Annotated in this window: 10 protein-coding genes and 1 other RNA gene; 6 read left to right on the top strand and 5 right to left on the bottom strand. The window is 40.2% G+C overall.

Translation table 11 applies throughout. The features are described from left to right. Window positions 1-114 precede the first annotated feature (114 nt). Complete coding sequence (locus FTT92_RS08345; RefSeq protein ID WP_180171854.1) at window positions 115-702, bottom strand: 5-formyltetrahydrofolate cyclo-ligase; 588 nt, start codon at window positions 700-702, stop codon at window positions 115-117. A gap of 137 nt (window positions 703-839) precedes the next feature. Next, the gene (locus FTT92_RS16735) at window positions 840-1,718 is read right to left on the bottom strand and encodes an OmpA family protein (protein ID WP_257231644.1); all 879 of its coding nucleotides are present in this window, start codon (window positions 1,716-1,718) and stop codon (window positions 840-842) included. A 156-nt stretch (window positions 1,719-1,874) separates the two neighbouring features. On the opposite strand from FTT92_RS16735, the gene FTT92_RS08335 reads away from it, so the two are divergent. The 3 genes from FTT92_RS08335 (at window position 1,875) to FTT92_RS08325 (ending at window position 17,313) form a co-directional block, all read left to right on the top strand. Next, a complete protein-coding gene (locus FTT92_RS08335) occupies window positions 1,875-15,302 on the top strand; it encodes an Ig-like domain-containing protein (RefSeq protein WP_180171853.1) in 13,428 nt (4,475 codons plus the stop codon). A gap of 261 nt (window positions 15,303-15,563) precedes the next feature. Next, window positions 15,564-16,763 (top strand): YncE family protein, encoded by a 1,200-nt coding sequence (locus FTT92_RS08330; protein WP_257231649.1) that lies wholly within the window; start codon window positions 15,564-15,566, stop codon window positions 16,761-16,763. A gap of 85 nt (window positions 16,764-16,848) precedes the next feature. After that, window positions 16,849-17,313 carry a hypothetical protein gene (locus FTT92_RS08325; protein WP_180171851.1) on the top strand — a complete coding sequence of 155 codons (465 nt, stop codon included), beginning with the start codon at window positions 16,849-16,851 and terminating at the stop codon, window positions 17,311-17,313. Window positions 17,314-17,466: 153 nt separating this feature from the next. Here the strand turns inward: FTT92_RS08325 and ssrS are convergent. From ssrS to FTT92_RS08310, 3 genes are all read right to left on the bottom strand, one after another. After that, a non-coding RNA gene (ssrS, locus tag FTT92_RS08320) (6S RNA) lies at window positions 17,467-17,649 on the bottom strand. Window positions 17,650-17,748: 99 nt separating this feature from the next. Further along, on the bottom strand, window positions 17,749-18,036 hold the full coding sequence (locus FTT92_RS08315) for a cell division protein ZapA (RefSeq protein ID WP_168378082.1): 288 nt from the start codon (window positions 18,034-18,036) through the stop codon (window positions 17,749-17,751). A 2-nt stretch (window positions 18,037-18,038) separates the two neighbouring features. Continuing rightward, on the bottom strand, window positions 18,039-18,590 hold the full coding sequence (locus FTT92_RS08310) for a hypothetical protein (RefSeq protein ID WP_078192940.1): 552 nt from the start codon (window positions 18,588-18,590) through the stop codon (window positions 18,039-18,041). 64 nt (window positions 18,591-18,654) lie between these two features. Between FTT92_RS08310 and FTT92_RS08305 the strand changes: the two genes are divergently transcribed. From FTT92_RS08305 to FTT92_RS08295, 3 genes are all read left to right on the top strand, one after another. Beyond that, on the top strand, window positions 18,655-19,272 hold the full coding sequence (locus FTT92_RS08305; protein ID WP_111885849.1) for a UPF0149 family protein: 618 nt from the start codon (window positions 18,655-18,657) through the stop codon (window positions 19,270-19,272). A gap of 131 nt (window positions 19,273-19,403) precedes the next feature. After that, window positions 19,404-20,738: a Xaa-Pro aminopeptidase gene (pepP, locus tag FTT92_RS08300; RefSeq protein ID WP_180171850.1), complete on the top strand. Its 1,335-nt coding sequence runs from the start codon at window positions 19,404-19,406 to the stop codon at window positions 20,736-20,738. A 189-nt stretch (window positions 20,739-20,927) separates the two neighbouring features. After that, window positions 20,928-22,103 carry a tetratricopeptide repeat protein gene (locus tag FTT92_RS08295; protein WP_180115365.1) on the top strand — a complete coding sequence of 392 codons (1,176 nt, stop codon included), beginning with the start codon at window positions 20,928-20,930 and terminating at the stop codon, window positions 22,101-22,103. Window positions 22,104-22,239: the final 136 nt, after the last annotated feature.

Below are 22,239 nucleotides of genomic sequence, written 5' to 3'. Positions count from 1 at the left end.
TGTTTTTTATAGTGATGTGTATTTTTTAAATTACAAGGGTCATGCCAATTAAAATGTATAAAAAATGACTAAATATGTGATTTATAAGTGTAACTCAGTGTCAAGAATATCAAATTAACGTTTGAAGCTTAAAGTTTGAGATGGGCTAATAAAGCCATCTAGCGGTTGATCCCATGCCTCTCGGACCAAAGAGTCTTGAATGAGTTGAAAATCATGACCAAGTCCTAAACGGTAGGGGGTAGAGTGGGCTGTTGCTAATGTTTTATCGTAGAAGCCCCCCCCCATACCAATACGTGTGCCGTACTTGTCGCAAGCGAGCAAGGGCATAATTAAAAGGTCAAGATGAGAAACATGCTTCCCACGGCTTGCCATGGGTTCTTTCATACCAAGTGGGTGATGAGAAAAACGTTTATTAATGTATTGATGACGTGAGATTTCAACCCAAACCAGTTGCTGATTCATGTTGCAAATCATGGGTAAATACACGTGTTTTTGATGCGAAAAACAGTAGTGGATGATCTTTTGAGTGTGAATTTCACCAAATGCATGTAAATAAACGCCTATATGCTGACTGCGCTTAAAATAACTGAGTCTGATTAAACGCTGTAGGACTTGTTGTTCAGCTTGTCGTTGCTCCCATAGGTTTAGGTTACGACGCTGCTTACGGAGTTGTTTACGAAGGCTGGTGGTGCTCAAAGTCATGATTCATTTCAAAGTAGCACAAAATTCTCAAAGGCATTTTAACGCGTTCAAGCTTAAAAGTCCGAAGAAATAGATTTTATCTTTTTTATATAAAGCGTTCCTTAAAACACTAGTCGGCTTAAGGAACGCGGACTTATTTAAGGCTTTTTAATACCAAGAATTTGGACGTCAACACGACGATCTGCTTGTAAGCAAGCTTTTAAGGCATTTCGATCTTGCACATCAAAACAACCATTGGTTACAGGCTGAGTTTCACCTGCTGAAGCGAAACTTAATTTATCAGCAGCAATCCCTTGGTTCATTAAGTAATTTTTGACAGTCTGTGCACGTTGCAATGCAAGTTGCTGATTATATTGTTCACTGCCTAAACGGTCGGTATGGCCGGTAAGCTTAATCATATCAATACGTGCATATTGATTATTAATTTTAGTTGCTAGTTCATTCAAGCTTGATTTACCTGCAGGAAGTAAATCGGTTAATTTACCACCATTAAATTTAAATAAAGAATCGGCAGCTAAGTTTATATTATTTAAACTCGGTTCAATTGGTTTTATTACATTATTTAGAGCATTTTCTCTAATCGGGCAATTATTAATTGTAGTACCATCATTATTTAATATAATAGGTTTGCCGTTATTATCAACTGTAAGTAATAAATTATTCAAAAGTGACTTTTCGTTTACACAATAGCTAACTGAATAATTTTCACAATGATTTGTACAATTTTTCACCTTAAATTGGTATTTACCTTCTTTTAAATAAAAATCAGTAGAATTATTAATATAAAAATCACCGGCTTTAAAGTCATCTATATAGAGCTTAGTTGCACATTTTGGGTTCTTAGCTTGATCATCTGCGCATAATTTTTCATCACGTTGAACATGTATTTTGTATGCATCAATAGTATTGATTTGAAACAACAAATTATCTGGTTTTGCATATTTATTTACGCCAGGAAAAGTTGAACATGCGACAAGTGATGCGCTTAACGCAATGGTAGTGAAAGTCTTATACATAATGAATTCCGATTAATGCAATAAGGATAAACAATCGTCTAAATAATATTAAAAACATTATTTAAAGAAATATATTGAAAGAGCTTTATTGAGGAAAAAATAACACTTTGTTAGACTTGTTACTAGATGTTACTAAATTAATAATGGCGAATTAATATGAAAGAATTGGTTATAGTTGACAAAATTACTCTGAATAAGGTCAGCTTGTCTGCTAGCCGTATTGTTTTGGAAGATGCATCAATAATCCAAACCAAATTACATAGAGAAGATGTTCAAGAATTTTTACAAGACGGTAATACATTAATAATTAAATTGAAAAATGGTGAAGTAATTACCATTGAGAATTTTTTTGCACAATATGAAGACGGTTTAGTTTCTGATTTAGTTTTTGAAGATGATGAGTGTGCATTCTTATGGTTCGATTTTACGAATGGTGTTGCGAGCTTTAAAGAAATTGCAGGTTTAGAAGTTTTATTACCACCAGTATCTTCTAATTTTGGTGGGCTAGTACCATGGTTAGTGGGTGGTGGTTTAGTTGCTGGCGGGATTGGTTTGGCTGGTGGTTCAGGTGGTAGCAATTCATCAAAACCACCGGTAGAACGCCCACAAGTTGAAGTCAGCATTACGCCTGATGGTACGATTGTTCTGACCTACCCGAAGAATACCGATCCATCCACAATTACGCCTGACCAAATTACGGTTAAAGATCCAAATGGCAAAGACATCGTGGTTGAGTTTGGTACACCTGAAACTCAACCAGACGGTTCAATCACGGTAACGGGTAAAGTGCCAGAAGGTACGGACAGCACAATTACTGTCACTGTGCCAGAAGGTTCGTATGAAGATACAACGGGTAACCCAGGTCAACCGGGTACAGGTACGGGTACAGTAGATACTGAGCGTCCACAAGTTGAAGTAACTGTGACACCAAATGGTGACATCGTACTGACTTACCCTGATGACACCGATCCATCCACAATTACGCCTGACCAAATTACTGTTAAAGATCCAAATGGCAAAGACATCGTGGTTGAGTTTGGTACACCTGAAACTCAACCAGACGGTTCAATCACGGTAACGGGTAAAGTGCCAGAAGGTACGGACAGCACAATTACTGTCACTGTGCCAGAAGGTTCGTATGAAGATACAACGGGTAACCCAGGTCAACCGGGTACAGGTACGGGTACAGTAGATACTGAGCGTCCACAAGTTGAAGTGACTGTGACACCGAATGGTGACATCGTACTGACTTACCCTGATGACACAGATCCATCAACGATTACGACTGACAAAATCACGGTTAAAGACCAAACAGGTAAAGACATCGTGGTTGACTTTGGTACACCTGAAACTCAGCCAGACGGTTCAATCACTGTAACTGGTAAAGTACCTGAAGGTACGGACAGCACTGTAACTGTGACTGTGCCTGAAGGTTCATACGAAGATACTACGGGTAACCCAGGACAACCGGGTACGGGTACAGGTACAGTTGATACTGACCGTCCACAAGTAGAAGTGACCGTGACACCAAATGGTGACATCGTACTGACTTACCCAGATGACACTGATCCGTCTTCAATCACCACTGATAAAATCACGGTTAAAGACCCTACGGGTAAAGACATCGTGGTTGACTTTGGTACACCAGTGACTCAACCAGACGGTTCAATCACTGTAACTGGTAAAGTTCCAGCAGGTGTAGACGGTACGATTACCGTGACTGTACCTGAAGGTTCATATGAAGACGTAACAGGTAACCCAGGTGTTGAAGGTCAGGACACAACGACTGTAGATACGATTGCGCCTGAAGTTGCTGTAACAGTGACCTCTTCATCTACGAACCATACTTCAGCAACGGCTACATTTACCTTTACAGAAAAAATTGATCCTGCAACTTTTTCTACGAATGATTTGATTGTTACAGGTGGCAAGGTTGTTGGCACTATTACCCAAGTCGATGAATTTACGTGGACTGTTGAACTTAAAACTGAGCCAGGTGTAACCGTATCTGTTGAAGTGAAAGATGACAGTTATAGCGACGTTGCGGGCAACACAGGTAAGGGTGATCAAGATCAATTGATTACACTTAAAATTACCGGTGTAACGCCAAATACAGATTCGAATGGCGATGATATTACTGTTATTACAGGTAAGACTGAACCCAATAGCGAAGTGAGTGTGCTCGTTCCGGGTCAAGATACACCATTGATAGTACAATCAGGTCCAGATGGTCTGTGGGAATTAACCGTTCCGGGTATTTTGAAAGATGGTAACGAAGTTTCTGCGACAACCACTTATGAAGATAAAAACGGTGATGTCGTCAGCACTGGTGATGAAGTTGAATTGCCATTCGTTTACATCGATGTAATTGCGGGTGATGATGTCATCAATGAAACAGAATTGGCTGATTTAACTGAAACTGTAGACGGTCAAAACTTTATTACAGTGACAGGTACGATCAGTAATCCAGCAGCAGATTTGGTTGTGAACTTTAATGGTACGCCTTATAGCGGTTCACAAGTGACTGTGACTCCACAAGGCCAATGGAGCATCCGTGTTCCAGTTGCAGATGTGAAAGAAAGCAACACCGTGACTGCACAAGCAACCACAGATACAGCAACGTCAAATACAGCTGAACGTCAACCTGGTTTAGATAATCAAGCACCTTCTGTGACTGTTGAAATGACAGAACAAGGTTTGATTACCATCAAGTACGAATCTGATGTTAATCCTTCAACGGTTGATGTTGCAGATTATACAGTGGTTGATCAGTTCGGTAAGAAAGTGACTGTGGAATACACAGTGTCTGAAGATGGCTTAACCGTTACAGGTAAAATCACAAGCCCAGTGGATGGCAAAGTGACTGTACTTGTACCAAAAGACAGTTATCAAGATTTCAGTGGTAACAATGGTACTAAAGGTTCTGCAAGTGAATCTGTTGATACAACTTCACCTACAGTAAATGTAACCATTACACCGCAAGGTGAAATTGTGGTGACTTATGAAGATGATGTTGATCCGAAGACTATTGATCCAAAAGACATCGTTGTTAAAGATCCATCAGGCAATGTGATCACTGTTGAGTTAACACCATCTGCAGATGGCTTAACGTACACTGGTCAAGTGCCAGAAGGTATTGACGGTAAGGTAACGGTTTCAGTTCCTACAAATTCATATGAAGACTTAACAGGTAATCCGGGTAAAGCTGGAACAGGCGAAGGAGATGTGGATACAGATCGTCCACAAGTTGAAGTAACGGTGACACCTGAAGGTCAAATCGTCGTGACTTATCCTGAAGATACCGATCCAACGACTATTGATCCTCAAGACATTATCGTTAAAGACCCATCAGGTAATGACATCACTGTAACGTTAACACCATCTGATAATGGCTTAACGTATACAGGTAAAGTGCCTGAAGGCATCGACGGTAATGTGACTGTAGAAGTGCCTGAAGGTTCTTATGAAGACCTTACAGGCAACCCAGGTAAAGTCGGTGTCGGTGAAGGTTTTGTAGATACAGATCGCCCACAAGTTGAAGTAACCGTGACACCAAATGGTGACATTGTTTTAACTTATCCAGATGATACTGATCCATCATCGATAACTACCGACACAATTACGGTAAAAGATCCAAATGGCAATGACATCGTCGTTGAGTTTGGTACACCTGAAACTCAACCAGACGGTTCAATCACGGTAACGGGTAAAGTGCCAGAAGGTATTGAGGATAAAGTAACAGTTGAAGTTCCTCAAAACTCGTATGAAGACATTACTGGTAATCCGGGTAAAGCAGGCGAAGGCCAAGGTGATGTAGATACAGACCGTCCACAAGTTGAAGTAACGGTAACGCCTGAAGGTCAAATCATTGTTGAATATCCTACAGATACCGATCCAACGTCGATTACAACAGATAAGATTGTGGTGAAAGACCCTGAAGGTAATGAAATCACTGTGACTTTAACTCCGTCGGAAGGGGGCTTAACCTATACAGGTCAAGTTCCAGATGGTGTGGATGGCACAGTCACTGTTGAAATTCCTGAAAATTCTTATGAAGACCTTACAGGTAACCCAGGTAAAGTAGGCGAAGGCAAAGGTGACGTAGATACCGATCGCCCATTGGTAGACATAACAGTGACTCCAGAAGGCGATATCATTCTGACTTATCCAGATGATACAGATCCTTCTACGATTACGACTGACAAAATCATCGTTAAAGATCCAGATGGAAACGAGATCACTGTAACATTAACGCCTTCTGATAATGGCTTAACATACACTGGTAAAGTCCCTGAAGGTATAGATGGTAAAGTGACCGTTGAAGTGCCTGAAGGTTCATATGAAGATATAACAGGTAACCCAGGTCAACCTTCAACAGGTGAAGGTGATGTTGATACTGATCGTCCAAAAGTTGACGTGACTGTAACACCTGAAGGCGACATCGTTCTGACTTACCCAGATGACACCGATCCATCAACGATTACAACTGACAAAATTACGGTTAAAGATCCAAATGGCAATGACCTCGTGGTTGACTTTGGTACGCCAGTAACGAATACAGACGGTACAGTTACTATCACAGGTAAAGTCCCTGAAGGTATAGACGGTAAAGTAACAGTTGAAGTACCAGAAAACTCTTATGAAGATGTAACAGGTAACCCAGGTCAACCTTCAACAGGTGAAGGTGAAGTGGATACTGATCGTCCAGAAGTTGACGTGACGGTAACACCAAATGGTGACATTATCCTGACTTACCCAGATGATACTGATCCATCAACGATTACTACTGACAAAATTACTGTTAAAGATCCGAATGGCAATAACCTAGTTGTTGACTTTGGTACCCCAGTAACGAATACAGACGGTACAATTACCATCACGGGCAAAGTACCAGAAGGGATTGATGGTAAAGTAACTGTTGTCGTACCAGAAGGTTCGTATGAAGACTTGACTGGCAATCCGGGTAAAGTGGGTGAAACTCAAGGCAATGTCGATACTGACCGTCCAAGTGTTGAAATCACTTTAACACCACAAGGTTCGATTGTTATTCAATATGAAGACGATGTAGATCCTAAGACAGTTGATCCAAAAGACCTTGTAATTACTGATGAAAATGGCAATCCAATTGTTGTTGAATTTACAGTTTCTCCAGATGGTTTAACCCTTACAGGTCAAATTCCACCAAATGTAGATTCAAAAGTGACTGTCATCGTGCCTGAAGGCAGTTACCAAGATAAAACAGGTAATGACGGTGAATATGATATCGACAGCAAATTGGTAGATACTGATGTACCTGAAGTGACTGTAACGGTTGATCCGCAAGGCAATATCACGGTGACTTATCCTGAAGATACAGCTCCGAAAACCATCAAACCAGATGCGATTGTGGTGAAAGATCCTACAGGGAAAGAGATCACTGTTGAGTTAACGCCATCACCAGACGGCTTAACCTATACCGCTAAAGTGCCAGAAGGCATCGATGGTAAAGTGACTGTCGATGTACCAGCAGGCTCTTATGAAGATTTGACAGGAAACCCAGGTACACCAAGTACAGGTAAATATCCTGTCGATACCATCGCGCCAACTGTTGAAATCACCTTAACGACTACAGGCGATATCGTGGTGAAATTTGAAGATGATGTTGATCCGAAATCGATTGATCCTGAAACCATTATTATCACTGATAAAGACGGTAAACCTGTTGAGGTGACGCTAACACCTTCTGAAGATGGCTTGACTTATACAGGTAAAATCCCTTCAGGTGTGGATGAGCAAATTACAGTTGAAGTTCCAACAGGTTCATACACTGACTTGGTGGGTAACCCAGGTGAGACTAATAAAGAAACTGTAGATGTAGATACCATTGCGCCAACAGTGACTGTCGATATTATTGCTCAAGCGACTGATAGCAAAGCAACAGCAACTTTCGAATTCAGCGAGAACATTGATCCTGAAAGCTTTAGCTCTGCTGATTTGAAAGTAACAGGTGGTCAAGTTGTGGGTCAGCCAACATTTGACGCAGTGACTGGAAAATGGTCAGTTGAACTCAAAGTTGAACCGGGTCAAACAGTAACTGTTGAAGTCCTTCCTGAAAGTTATACAGATGAAGCTGGCAATAAAGGTTCGGGTGACAGTGATCGTTTAATTACTGTCAATATTGACAGCGTTACACCAAATACTGCGGAAGATGGCACGCACGTGACCGTGATTACAGGTAAAACTGAGCCGGGTCATGATGTGGTTGTGACTTTGCCTGATGGTACAGAATTACCACCAGTAAAAGCAGGTCTAGATGGTACATGGACTACGACGACTGAACTTCCATTAAAAGATGGTGATGACTTATCTGCGTCTACAACAGACCAAGATGGCAACCCAACGCAAGACACCGTATCTTTACCATTGATTTCGATCGATGTGATTGCGGGTGATGATGTCATTAATGAAGAAGAAATGGCTGAATTGACTGATGAAGATGGTAACTTCATTATCACCGGTACAATTTCGAACCCGAATGCGGCTATTACTGTCGATGTTAATGGCACTGAATATACTGTTGATCCTGCGGATATTACGCCTACAGGTCAGTGGACACTGAAAGTTCCTGCAACTGAAATCAAACCTGAAAACTCAATCACTGCAACTGCAAAAACAGATACAGTGACTTCAGAAGATGCAATTCGTAACCCAGGTTTAGACAATGATGCACCAACAGTTCAAATTGACATCACTCCAAAAGGTGAGATCAAAGTAACATTTGCACCAGATGTTGATCCTGCAACGATTGATCCAAAAGACTTTGTGATTACAGGTCTAGACGGCAAACCAGTAGTGATTGATTTCACGCCATCTGAAGATCGTTTGACTTATACCGGTCAAGTGCCTACAGGCGTAGATACCTCGATTACAGTAAAAGTGCCTGAAGCATCTTATTCAGATAAAGCAGGTAACCCAGGTGAAGAAGGTTCTGAAACAGTTACAGTGGATACAGCTCCGCCTGTAGCAGAAGTGACTGTGACACCAGATGGTAAGATCACTATTACTTATCCAGATGACACAAAACCAGACAGCATTGATACCACAGGTATTATTGTGGAAGGTCCAGATGGTGAAGTGATTCCGGGTGTAACCTTTGAAGAACAACCTGATGGTACATTTACAGCGAAAGTGCCTGAAGGCATCGATGGCGACATCGTCGTGAAAGTGCCTGCGGGTTCTTATGAAGACACTACGGGCAACTCAGGCGAACCTGTAAAACAATCAGCTACGGTAGATACCGAATCTCCAGTTGTTGATGTTCAAATCGATGAAAACGGTAAGATCACACTGACTTATCCAGAAGATACTAATCCTGACACGATTGATACGACAGGTATTGTTGTAGAAGGTCCTAAAGGCCCAATTTCTGATGTGACTTTCGAAAAACAACCAGATGGTACCTACACTGCGAAAGTACCTGAAGGCGTTGATGGCGAGATCGTAGTGAAAGTACCTGCGGGTTCTTATGAAGATACTACGGGTAACTCAGGTGAGCCAGTTGAACAACCGGGTACGATTGATACCGACACACCAACAGCAACCGTAACCATTACTCCAGACGGTAAGATCACTGTCACTTATCCTGATGATGTTGATCCATCGACAATTACAGAAGAGTCGATCGTGGTTGAAGGTCCAAATGGTCCAATCGAAGTGCCATTTACTCCGCCAGTGAAACAACCAGATGGCTCATATGTAGTAACAGGTGAAGTGCCTGAAGGTACAGATGGCGAAATCGTGGTGAAAGTCCCTGCGGGTTCTTATGAAGACACTACAGGTAACTCAGGCGAGCCTGTTGCTCAACCGGGTAATGTGGATACAGATACACCAACAGCTGAAGTGACGATTACACCTGACGGTAAAATCACTGTGACTTATCCAGATGATGTCGATCCATCGACAATTACTGAAGATAAGATCGTAGTTGAAGGTCCAAATGGTCCAATCGAAGTACCATTTACACCTGCTGTGAAACAACCAGATGGCTCATATGTGGTGAATGGTGAAGTACCAGAAGGTACGGATGGTGACATCATCGTGAAAGTCCCTGCGGGTTCTTATGAAGACACCACAGGAAATTCAGGCGAGCCTGTTGAAAAACAAGGAACCATTGATACTGAATCTCCAGTGGCTGAAGTGACGATTGAACCGAATGGTGAAATTATCGTTACATATTCACCAGATGCGGATAAAACAACTATCGATCCAACTGACATTGTGGTGAAAGATAGCAATGGCAATACCATTGTGGTTGATTTTGTTCCATCTGAGGATGGCTTGACTTACACAGGTAAAGTCCCAACTGCGATTGATGAAAAAATCACAGTGACTGTGCCTGAAAACAGCTTCAAGGACACTACTGGTAACGACAATACGACGTCAGTAAAAACCGACCCAGTGGATACGATTGCACCAAAAGTTGAAGTGGTAATTACGCCAGAAGGTCAAATCACACTGAAATATGAAAACGATGTTGTACCATCGACCATCGATACCTCAAAAATTGTGATTGTTGACGGAAATGGCAATAAAGTCCCTGTGACATTTATACCGAGCGAAAATGGTTTAACACTTGTTGGACAAGTGCCAGATGGTATTGATAGCAAAGTTACGGTAACTGTGCCTGCGGGTTCTTATGCAGATGAAGTTGGCAATAAAGGTGGTAAAGGAAGTAGTTCTGCAACAGTAGACACACAATCTCCTGAAGTTGAAATCAGCATTACACCAAATGGTAAGATCACAGTGACTTATCCAGATGATGTTAATCCTGACAGCATTGAAGAAGGTAAAATTGTTGTTGAAGGTCCAAATGGTCCAATCGAAGTACCATTTACTCCACCAGTGAAACAACCTGATGGTTCATATGTGGTGACAGGTGAAGTTCCTGAAGGTACAGATGGTAATGTGACTGTTACAGTTCCAACAGACAGTTATGAAGATACCTTAGGTAATCCAGGTGAAGAGGTTGATACGACGGTTCCTGTCGATACCATTCCACCTAAAGCCGAAGTGACCGTTACACCAGATGGTAAGATCACTGTGACTTATCCAGATGATGTAGATCCATCGACGATTACAGAAGATAAGATCGTGGTAGAAGGTCCAAATGGTCCAATCGAAGTACCATTTACGCCACCAGTGAAACAACCAGATGGCTCATATGTGGTAACGGGTGAAGTTCCTCCGGGTGTTGATGGCACAGTAACTGTGATCGTTCCGGGTACATCTTATGAAGATGAATCCGGTAACTCAGGTGAACCAAATTCAGGTAAGGGTAAAGTCGATACCGACGTACCGACTGCAATTGTGATAATTCAACCGAATGGTGACATTGTTATTCAATACCCTGACGATACCAAGCCAGACTCGATTGATATATCGACGATCACTTTCACTGATAAAGATGGCGATCCAGTTGTGGTTGAATTAACACCATCGACAGATGGCAAGACCTTTACAGGTAAAGTACCGAACGGAAATGATACTGATATTACGGTTAGCATTCCGACTGGTAGTTATACCGATGAAACGGGAAATCCGGGCGCTCAGGTTGATGTCACTGAACCAGTAGATACCATTGCACCTAATGTTGATATCGATATCACACCAAATGGTCAGATTACTTTAACATTTGAAGATGATACGGATCCAAGTACCATACAAACTGGAAAAATCACAGTAACAGACAAGTCTGGTAATCCTATCGTTGTTGAATTTGTCCCAAGTCAAGATGATCCGCTTGTATTGGTGGGTCGTGTTCCAGAAGGTATTGAAACTGGTATCGTGGTGACTGTTCCAGCAGGTAGTTATCAAGATGATGTAGGTAACAAAGGTACTTTAGATCAAGAATCTGCTGATGTAGATACTGTTCCGCCTGTAGCAGAAGTGACGATTACTCCGGACGGTAAGATCGCGGTGACTTATCCTGATGATGTTGATCCAAATACGATTGTGGGAGAGTCAATAACAGTAACTATTTCAGATCCAACGGACCCGAATAAAACAATCGAAATACCTGTGACTTTTAACCCGCCAGTGGAACAACCTGACGGCTCTTATATCGTGATTGGCGAAGTACCTCCGGGTGTTGATGGTGAAATTACAGTAACTGTCCCTACAGATAGCTATGAAGATAAATCAGGCAATCCGGGTGATGACGTTACAACGACAGAAACACCTGTCGATACCATTCCACCAAAAGCAGAAGTGACGATTACACCAGACGGTAAGATCACTGTGATTTATCCGGATGATGTGGACCCTGACACGATTGAAAAAGACAAAATTGTTGTTGAAGGTCCAAATGGTCCAATCGAAGTACCATTTACACCTGCTGTGAAACAACCAGATGGCTCATATGTGGTGACTGGTGAAGTTCCTCTGGGTGTTGATGGTGACATTACAGTAACTGTCCCAACAGAAAGCTATGAAGATAAATCAGGTAATCCGGGTGAGGAAGTAGATAAAACTGTCTCAGTGGACAATATCGCTCCTGAAGTTGAAACAACCCAAGTGGTTACGACAGAAGATCAAAGTGTGACATTAACATGGGCGCATTTTGGTATTTCAGATGCAAATACAGCAAATGATCAGCTTGTTATTACGGTAACAAATCTGCCAAAAGACGGTGTATTGACAATCGTAGATGCTGCTGGGAATAAAACACCAATCATCGCGGGTCAAACACTATCTTATGCTGATATTAATGCCGGACAAGTTGTATTTGCACCAGATGCTAACGAAGCTTCAGCAACTGACGCCGGAGTATATGCAGGCCTAGAATTTAATGTTTCTGATGGTAAACATGTGACTTCAGGTGAATTGGAAATTGTTGTTGATGCAGTTGCAGATAAGCCTTCTTTAACATTAGATTTATTAGATTGGAGCCCAACGGCTGTTAATTTAAATATTCAAACTTGGAATAATCTTAAAACTGTTACTGTTGATGGAAAATCTTATAATTTATTGCAAGGTAATGGTAATGGCATGCCAGCAGATACCTTGAGAACGGTTTTTGAATACTTAACCAGTTCGAAAAATACAACTCTTCCACCTGCAAGCACTAGTGAAACTACAAGTTTGGTTGATTCAAGTGTAGCAACCTATGAAGGCGTTGCAATTACAGGTTATGTGTATTTGGAAGCTGGGCATACTTATAGCTATAAAGGTAAAGCAGATGATAGTGGTATGTTGATTATTGGAAACCAAGATCCTGTATTTGTGAGTTGGGGAGGCTTGAGCCAATCGGTAGACCTTAGCTTTACCGCTAAAGAGTCAGGGTTCTATACCTTTGATTTCTACATGCATAACCAAGCAGGTCAGGGTAACTATGATTTCCAATTAATCGATCAGTCACATGGTGATAAGATAAGTTATTATCCTAGTCTTGATGCTGCTGTATCAGATCTGAATAATTTTTATCAACAGACTAATCCTTCTGTGGAATGGCAAGTATCTGACTTGATTCAAGGAAGTAGTACCGATAAAGATCAAAATGGTTTCCATAGACCATATTTCAACCTAAGTGGTGAAGTTGGACAGGATATTTCTCTTGGTCTACTTAATACTAGTTTGAATGATCTCGATAGTTCTGAAAGCTTAACACTGAATTTCTCTGGTTTGGTTGAAGGTATGAAAATTTATGCTATTACAGAGGACGGAACTCGAGTATTACTTGGAACTGCGGATACAAATGGCAATTTAAGTTTTGTCGCTGATGGCATGAGTATCGAAGGTTCAAGCTTAGTGGCGATTGCACCACCAAGTTTGGTTGTTACAGGTAATTCTTTGAAGTTGAATGTGAAGCTTGAATCTATTGCAACTGAAAAATCGAATGGTTCAACTGCAAGTTCAGAACTAGAGTTCGGTGTAATTTTATATCCTGCTTCTGTAACAAACGTAGCACCTGAAATTGAAATTGAACCAGAAGTAGTCACTGTTGGTGCAGCTGTTGCCGGTCAAAAAATTGCTGCTTATGCTGCATCGGATGCAGATAATGATAGTCTGACTGTGACATTTGCTAATGGCTCGACAGTTAGTGCCGACGGTTTCTATCAATTATCAGTGGCTGATCAATCTGTAACCTTAACTCAGAAAGGTGCGGATCAGTTAAATTCAGGTGCTGCACTACCTTCGATAAGTCTTCAAGTTACTGATGGTAAGGTTACAACTCCTGTAACTGGCAATGCTGAACTCATTGAGTTAAAAGCAACATTAACAAGTGAAATTTCGGTATCAACTTCAACATCAGGTGGAACAAGTGGTGGTTCATCAAGTTCAGTGATTAAAGTTCCAAACCTAGGTACGATTTATAAAGATGCCCAAGGTAATTATGTTTCTAATGATCTTGTTGCGGGTGCGAAAATTGTAGATATTGCTGCACAGATGCAAGCTATTATCAATGATCCACAGTATGGTAATGATTTCAATAAAATTAACGATGCGCTAAGAATCTTTACTAATTTGAAAAGTGAAATTAACGTTTCTGAAATTATTATTATCAATTGGGAGAAAATTAACAAAGTTCTGACTCAGAATGAGCTTGGGCTTAATTTCTCAAATAGTTTCCCTAAAGACTTTGGAGGTCAAAAAGGTACTCCGAGTGATTGGATTGTATTTGATGAAGCGTATTCAGGTGAAAAATATCCTGTCAATTCAATGATTTTAAACAACTCTGATACAACCAACTATATTGATGGTTTTAACTTAAGTATTACGGGTGTCCAAAATGTAAGTGGTTTCCAAATTAATATGTTGGAAGGTGTACTATTTACGGATGGAACTCAAATTGCTAAGACAGGTGAGAAAAATCAAAATGGACAGGATCAACTTGGTGTAGTAGCTCCGGAAGCAGACGCTCCAGAGAAAGTTTTACAATTTACTTTACATGCAGAAGTTTTAAATGATGCAGAGGAAAATGTGAATGTAAATGGTGTGAAATTTAAATCTGCTGCTCTTGATGCTTTAGTTGATGCCAAAGTTTCGGTAAATGGTATATCAGTAAGCAAAGATTTAGATGGGTATTATACTTATCAAGGCACTTCAAGTAGTCAAGTTGAAGATTTTGTAGTGAAAGTTACAGTCCCTGAAACCTCAATTCAAGATGTAAATGTACTTACAACCCAGCTCGAAACAGAGTTAGGAAACAGTAACAATGTGCTTCCTATTCAGGAAACAGTGACTGCGACAGCATCGTTTGCGATGTTCTCATTAGAAAGTGAAAGTTTACTTCTTGGTGATGATATTGTTTTCGACCTTCTCGCAGACGACAATTTGGGCGGTAATACATTAACAACAGTAAATGATTTTTCTATTGCTGACCAAATCGATATATCTTCATTACTTTCTGACGATGCAACTGAAGCGAATCTCGCAGAGTTTGTAACAGTAGCATATGACGAAGAAACTGATTCAGCTGTGATTTCAATTGACCGTGATGGCACATCAGGTACGGAATATGAATCACAAGATCTTGTAGTCTTGCTCAATCAAACGAGCAAAGTCGAACTAGATGACCTAATCAACAATAATCAAATTATTTACTAATAATTTGATGAACTAAAAAAGCACCTTCGGGTGCTTTTTTTTGCTTTCCAAAAAGTGAACGCAGATTGAAGACGTGGTTTTAATCAACAACTCATCGGAATTAAAACAAATACGCTATATCTACACTTGTATATTGAATAAGCTTTCTTTGCGCTTAAAAAGCGACACTTATCTGATGACGTAGCTCAAAAGCTATGCATAAAAACAAATTAATGGACAATAAAAATGAAAAAGAATCTCTGGATCAGGACACTTCTTTGTATGACGGTTGCGGTGTCACCACTTACTTTCGCAGCGACAACCACTGCACCCGTTCCACCCAATAGCCAGCAAGTTTTTTTTGTGGGTAATAACTGGGATGGTACGGTTACAGTCATCAATCCTGCAAAAAACTATCAAAAAGTTGGTGTCATCAATATGGTGCCCGACAAAAAAGAACGGCTGACTGAGATTTACCTCAATCCAGTAAAGTTGATCGCCTATAGCTATATTCGTAATACAGCAGGAGAGGGAAATGATCAATTGGTCGATGACATGTATTCCACACCAGATGGCAAATCGGTAGTTGCATCACGCCCAAGTTATGCAGATGTCGTCTCGATTAACATAGCAACAGGAAAAATCAATTGGCGCACACCCGTTGAAGGATTTCGCGCAGACCATATGGCGGTTTCACCCGATGGGCAACAAGTTGCTGTTTCAGCATCTTCAGGGAATGTCGTACAAGTACTCGATATCAACACGGGCAAAGAACTAGGACGTTTTGCGACGGGCGATAAACCACATGAAAATATCTATTTTGCCAACGGTACTAAAATCTTAAATTCAGCCATTGGTAATGTCGAAACAGCCATGGATGCATCTTGGCAAGACTTTACCAAAGGCAAACGCTATATCACCATTGCCGATGCTAATAATTTTAAAGTCTTGAAGAAAATTGATTTTCGTCCTGCATTGGATGCCTTTGGTCGTAAAGACCTATCAAACGCTGTGCGTCCAATTGTGTTTAGCAAAGACGAATCCAAAATCTATGCACAAGTCTCATTTTTTAATGGCTTGGTCGAATATGATCTCAATCAAGGCAAAGTCACACGCATTGCACAGCTTCCGGGAAGTACAACTATTCCCTCTGATCGCACGAAATGGGTAAATGACTCACGTCATCATGGGCTTTCGATCAGTGGAGATGGTGAAAAACTATGTGTTGCAGGAACGATGGATGATTATGCCACCATCGTCGATCGTAAAACTTTGACCGCGGCGAAATTGATTGCTGCAGGCAAACCGTATTGGGCAACGCAAAGTCCAGATGGTAAGCGTTGTGTCATTTCTGAAAGTGCCACAGATGCAGTAACCGTGATTGATTTTGCAACAGGTGAAAAAGTCATCACAGTTCCAGTTGGCAATCATCCACAGCGTGTTCGTTTTGGTTATGCACCAGCAGGATGGGGCAGTCAGTAAAACAGTTTAAATCAAAAGAAAATGGAAAAATCAGAGTCAAATCGGCTCTGAATTTTTTAATAGTAGAACATTTAGAGATTGAATCATGTATAAGAAATGGATTGTTATTGGGTTAGTGGTTGGCTTGATTTTATTGTTGATGATTCAGTTATTAAAACCAAAGCAGCAGGAGGTTCATGAACAGCTACCGTTAGATCAACAAAAAGTGTCTGAAACACGTTCAGAGCGAACTATAGAAAATGTATTGCAGCATTCAAGTTCTAATTCCAAACAATCAATACTCGACAGTGAAACGCACTCTGAGCTATTACAGCAACGTGAACAGGTATATCAACAATTTCAGCAAATAAACACGCTGATGAGTCAGGGACAGCAGCCGAATCAAAATCAAGTACTCGCTCTACTCGAGCAACAATATAACTTGGTTAAAAAAGGCGTCGTGAAATTGGATGAAGCCATTTCATCAATTCAATATTTACGACAAATTCTTCCTGAAATGGACAGAGCTTTGGATAGACAGCTAGCTAAACTGGAACAACTCAAAAAATGAATTAACTTGAATAAATAAACTTTTAAACTAACCAAACTTAAATGAAATAATTAAGGGGGAGAGCAAAAGTAGAGTGGCGCGGAAATAGAATAGTAAATTAAAAAAAATTTTTTAAATCAAATGCTTATAATTTAAATAAGGATTTGGAAAATAAACACTCCGAAGATGCCGCTGCAAATGTCGTGACCCTGAACCCGATGAGTTCAAGGTGGACGCGACGTACACTCGCTGGGTTTCCCACTCGAGGAGGGCATACGCTCAGAATATACAGAACACATCCATAAGTTTAAGTATCGGCAGGGGATTAGACCTAGCTGGCGAACACCTCAGAGATGTGCTCAGTATAACGAATTCAGCGTTATTGGCAAATCACCAAACACTGACGAAGTGTTTAAAATGAAGCAATCGGGCAAAGTATAATCACTAAACCACCGATTAATCAGTCAATTCTTCAACTTGTTCCAAAATATTTTGCAACAAAAGTTCGCAGTTTGCATATTCTTGCAAACTCTTATTCATTGACAGGACTTCTTGCATTAATTCAAGTGCGACCATAATGATCAGTTTACTCGGTTCCATACGTGGCGCTTTACGACGGAATTCATCGTATTTGTCATTCAGTAATTGTGCTGCGCGTTCTAAATCGGCTTGTTGGTCAGAAGTAGTTGCTAAACGGAAACTATGACCTAGAACTTTTAAATCAACTGCAATTTGTTCACTCATGATCAAACTTCCTCATTACTTTCAGTCGGATGTGCCAATTGTTGAATTTCTTGCGCATGTTGATCTTGAGCTGTACCTAAAATAGCTAAACGTTGAATAATCGCTTCAACTTTTGCTTTGGCATGTTCATTTTTTTGCAATAAACGTTCACGTTCTTGCTGCAAACCTTGAATTTCTTGTTGAGCATGACGCTGTTCATTTTGCATCTTTTCTTTAACGATACGTAGCTCATTACGTTCTGCCAAAATTTCTTGAAAACGATTTTTTAGATCAGTACAGCTTTTTTCAAGACGGCTATATCGGTCAGCCAAAGCAGTTGCATCAGTATTCAGCTGTTGAAGTTGAGCACGTGAATCAGTTAATTGCTCATTCAGCGTATCAATTTCTTCTTGTTTGGAGGTGATAATACCGTTCTTATGTACAATTTGAGCATGATGGTGCTCATCAGACGAGTTTTTCTCATCTTGTAGGGCATTATTTTCGCTTTCAAATTGCGCCAGTCGCTTTTTTAAAACGCTAATATGCGCTTGGAGACGCTGTAATTCTTCTAACATAACGTAGTCGCACAGTCTTGCAAACAAAGGTAATATATACGAAGTATAGAGATTGGATAAGCGAATGCAAGACGATATTTCAGGTTGGTCAGATTGGTCCCAGAATTTTTCTAAAATTGAAGAAATTTCAAGCCCAAGTGAGTTACATGGTCTACTCACTGGTATAGTTTGTGTGTCACAACCTCCGAGTCGTGAAGAGTGGCAACAAATTTTAGCAACGCTTGATGTGGCTGAATTAGACGAAGATGCGGTGGCATTGTTGACTGAAGAAGCAGAAGATGTAGCTCATTCACTTTCAGATGATGAACTCGACTATCTTCCTTTATTACCAGATGATGATCACTTACTTGGTGAACGTGTGCAAGCCTTGGCAGACTGGTGTGCAGGTGTTGTTCTTGGTTTTGGTTTGGCGGCAGGTCATCTGCGCACCAATGAACAAGAATTGATTGAGCATTTACAGGATGTCGCTTCAGTAGAATTTGAAGATTCAGATGATGATGAAGAAGGTGAAGAAAGCTATCAGGAATTATACGAATTTGTTCGTTTAATCCCAGTGAGCCTGTCTATGGGACGTACCAAAGTTGATGTTTCAGAAACACCGTTGCTACAACTGAGCGCTAAAAATTCATCGGCTCAAGTGGGTAATGTGGTTGAAATGTTCACCCCACATCGTCCGAGCTAAGGCATTAATTTTGCTTATATCTATGTGAGGTATTACGTGTTTTTATACATGCCTCACATAGATTGAGAGATTCATATTCAATTGAATCAAAATTTAAACAATATCAGCCAGCAGGTATAAAAAGTATTTAAATGAAGAAATTAACTCAAGCGGATTTTCAAGAACGTCGAGACATCCTTGCGGGTGAAATGGGACTACGTAGTATTGCAATTATTGCCACGAGCAAAGAAGCCATGCGTAATCGCGACGCAGATTATAAATTTCGAGCTGATAGTAGTTTCTTTTATTTAACAGGTTTTGCTGAACCTGAAGCGGTTGCAGTGATTGAAACCTTTGATAGCGAAGAAGAAGGTTATAGCTATAGTTTGTTCTGCCGTGAACGTGACCGTGAAATGGAAATTTGGAATGGCTACCGTGCGGGTGTAGATGGGGCAGTAGATGATTATGAAGCCGATGAAGCTTATGCAATTGATTTGCTTGATGAAGAAATTTTAGAAAAATTACAAAATAAAGATAAATTATTTTACCGTATTGGGCAGCAACCAGATTTTGATGCTCGTGTGGCGCAGTGGATTTCGGCAGCAAGTGGTGAATCACGTAAGGGTGCAAGTGCGCCTGCACAAGTGATTCAGCTTGATCGTATTATTGATGAAATGCGTCTGCACAAATCTGAAGACGAACTTGAATTGATGCAAATTGCTTCGGATATTTCAGCAGAAGCGCATACTCGTGCCATGCAAACGGTTAAACCGGGCATGATGGAATATGCACTAGAAGCAGAACTGAATTATGTCTTTGGTAAAAATGGCTGTGTGCCTTCCTATAACAGCATTGTCGGCGGTGGTGAAAATGGCTGTATTTTGCACTATGTGGAAAATGACAAAGAACTCAAAGATGGTGATTTGGTACTGATTGATGCAGCATGTGAATATCAGCTGTATGCCTCAGACATTACCCGTACTTTCCCAGTCAACGGTAAATTCAGCCCTGAACAAAAAGCACTTTATAATATCGTACTCGATGCGCAAATTGCGGCGATTGATGCGGTGCGTATCGGCAACTCTTATAAAGAACCACATAACGTTGCAGTGCGTATTTTAGTTCAAGGTTTATTGGATCTTGGCATTATGCAAGGAGATATTGACGAAATCATCGCAAAAGAAAGTTACCGCCAATTCTATATGCATGGTACGGGTCATTGGCTTGGTATGGATGTGCATGACGTCGGTTCATACAAGCAAGACGGTGAATGGCGTGCCTATGAAGAGGGTATGGTAGTTACTGTTGAGCCTGGTCTTTATATTGCGCCAGATGATGAAACAGTGGATGTAAAATGGCGTGGTATTGGTATCCGTATTGAGGATGATGTTGTAGCGACTCAAAATGGTCCACGTGTATTGACGGCTGCAGTGGTGAAATCTGTAGAAGACATTGAAGCGCTGATGGCGAAAGCGAAAGCCGCTTAAGTTAATATAGTAATAAAAAAAGCCGGTCAGATGACCGGCTTTTTTTATCTACAAGCAGTCTTATAAATACTAGTCATATAGACAAGGTTAATTAGCAATGTAGTTGATTTTATTATGTTAAGTTTTTACAAAAATTAGATATAAGTCTTTTTAAATTAATCGTATAAATTTTTTATTTTAATCATAATTATGGGCGTTAGAAAAGCTGGGGTGGTTATTCCCTTTAATGGCAATCAACAGGATATTGAAAGACTGGTAAATGATTGGCTGGTTTATTTTGAAGAAAACTCAAAATCTGCATTAGATATAGAGTGGCTGACGGATCATATTGTTTGTATCAATAGTGCCGGATTAGCACATTTTGCTTTTACTGAACCTGAAAAATGGAGCAGTTTGCTAAGCAGTCAGTTGCCGATGAAATGGATGATCTTCTTTGATTTTGCAGACACAAATTCAAGCTATAGCTATGCGCTTTATAAAGAGGGTGTAGAAATCAGATGTGTCATTCAAGCGGAAGAAGAGGAACTTTACATGGATGGAGAAAGACAAGATTTTGAAAAGGAATGGTTAAACTTTTCAACAAGGTATTTATACGAATATGTTGAAAATGGCAAAGTTCAAAAAAAATGGACGACTGATTTAAACAGTTTAAAAGAAGAAATCAATCAAGATTTGGAAAGCTATTATCAGTATTATTATTTTAGCGAAAAGGATCATTTAATTTATCATACTCAATTGGTTCGGCAGTTATTGATTGAACTCTTTAAAAACTATGTCGGTTTTGAAATCTTTGATAGTGATTATAATCCAGTAAAGAAAATAAAGTTTAAGTATAACAATCAGCGTACTTATGATGATTATTTGAGTTTAGCCTCAAGAGGGGATATTGCAGCCCAAATTAAATTGGGTGAAATGTATGAAACGGGATGCGGCGTCGAAAAAAATGATGTTACAGCACAAGGATGGTATCAAAAAGCGGCTGATCAGGGTGATGATGCAGCGATGCTGAAGTTAGCCGTGCTGTTGTTCAAAAAGCCATTTAAAACAGATATTCATATCGCTTTAGATCTACTGAATCAGTCAGTGGAAAAGGGAAATATAAACGCAAGAACGACTCTTGCTGAAATATATGAAAAGGGCGAAATTCTTGATCAAGATTATAATGTAGCAATGAGCTTGTACAAGCAATCGGCAAAACAAGGCTGTGCAATTGCTCCCTATAAAATTGGCTTAATGTATGAGCTAGGCAATGGCGCAGCTCAAGATTTAAAGATGGCGAAACGCTGGTATCACCAAGCGGCGAATGCTTTTAATCAAGATGCAGAAATTCGATTGCAGAAATTAATCCAGCATTTTAATGCTTAAGCCATTCATTTAAATTATTCCGTATTAAGGAGATCGTTTCTGTCTTTTGTGTTCTATATCTTTATCTATAGCAATGAAAATAAATTGAATACATGAGCGCAATATTTTGACCAAATCATGGAAAATATTAAATAAA

It is taken from the genome of Acinetobacter sp. YH12023, assembly GCF_013420135.1.
Classification (GTDB): Bacteria; Pseudomonadota; Gammaproteobacteria; order Pseudomonadales; family Moraxellaceae; genus Acinetobacter; species Acinetobacter amyesii.
Note: the sequence above shows the minus strand (reverse complement) of the source record. Positions and strands in the feature narration are given on the sequence as shown.

Excerpts from the sequence above, each read along its gene's own strand:
- FTT92_RS16735 (WP_257231644.1), bottom strand. The coding sequence starts at position 1,718 with ATGTATAAGACTTTCACTACCATTGCGTTAAGCGCATCACTTGTCGCA.
- pepP (WP_180171850.1), top strand. The coding sequence starts at position 19,404 with ATGAAGAAATTAACTCAAGCGGATTTTCAAGAACGTCGAGACATCCTT.
- FTT92_RS08295 (WP_180115365.1), top strand. The coding sequence starts at position 20,928 with ATGGGCGTTAGAAAAGCTGGGGTGGTTATTCCCTTTAATGGCAATCAA.
- FTT92_RS08345 (WP_180171854.1), bottom strand. The coding sequence starts at position 702 with ATGACTTTGAGCACCACCAGCCTTCGTAAACAACTCCGTAAGCAGCGT.
- FTT92_RS08335 (WP_180171853.1), top strand. The coding sequence starts at position 1,875 with ATGAAAGAATTGGTTATAGTTGACAAAATTACTCTGAATAAGGTCAGC.
- FTT92_RS08325 (WP_180171851.1), top strand. The coding sequence starts at position 16,849 with ATGTATAAGAAATGGATTGTTATTGGGTTAGTGGTTGGCTTGATTTTA.
- FTT92_RS08315 (WP_168378082.1), bottom strand. The coding sequence starts at position 18,036 with ATGAGTGAACAAATTGCAGTTGATTTAAAAGTTCTAGGTCATAGTTTC.
- FTT92_RS08330 (WP_257231649.1), top strand. The coding sequence starts at position 15,564 with ATGACGGTTGCGGTGTCACCACTTACTTTCGCAGCGACAACCACTGCA.
- FTT92_RS08305 (WP_111885849.1), top strand. The coding sequence starts at position 18,655 with ATGCAAGACGATATTTCAGGTTGGTCAGATTGGTCCCAGAATTTTTCT.
- FTT92_RS08310 (WP_078192940.1), bottom strand. The coding sequence starts at position 18,590 with ATGTTAGAAGAATTACAGCGTCTCCAAGCGCATATTAGCGTTTTAAAA.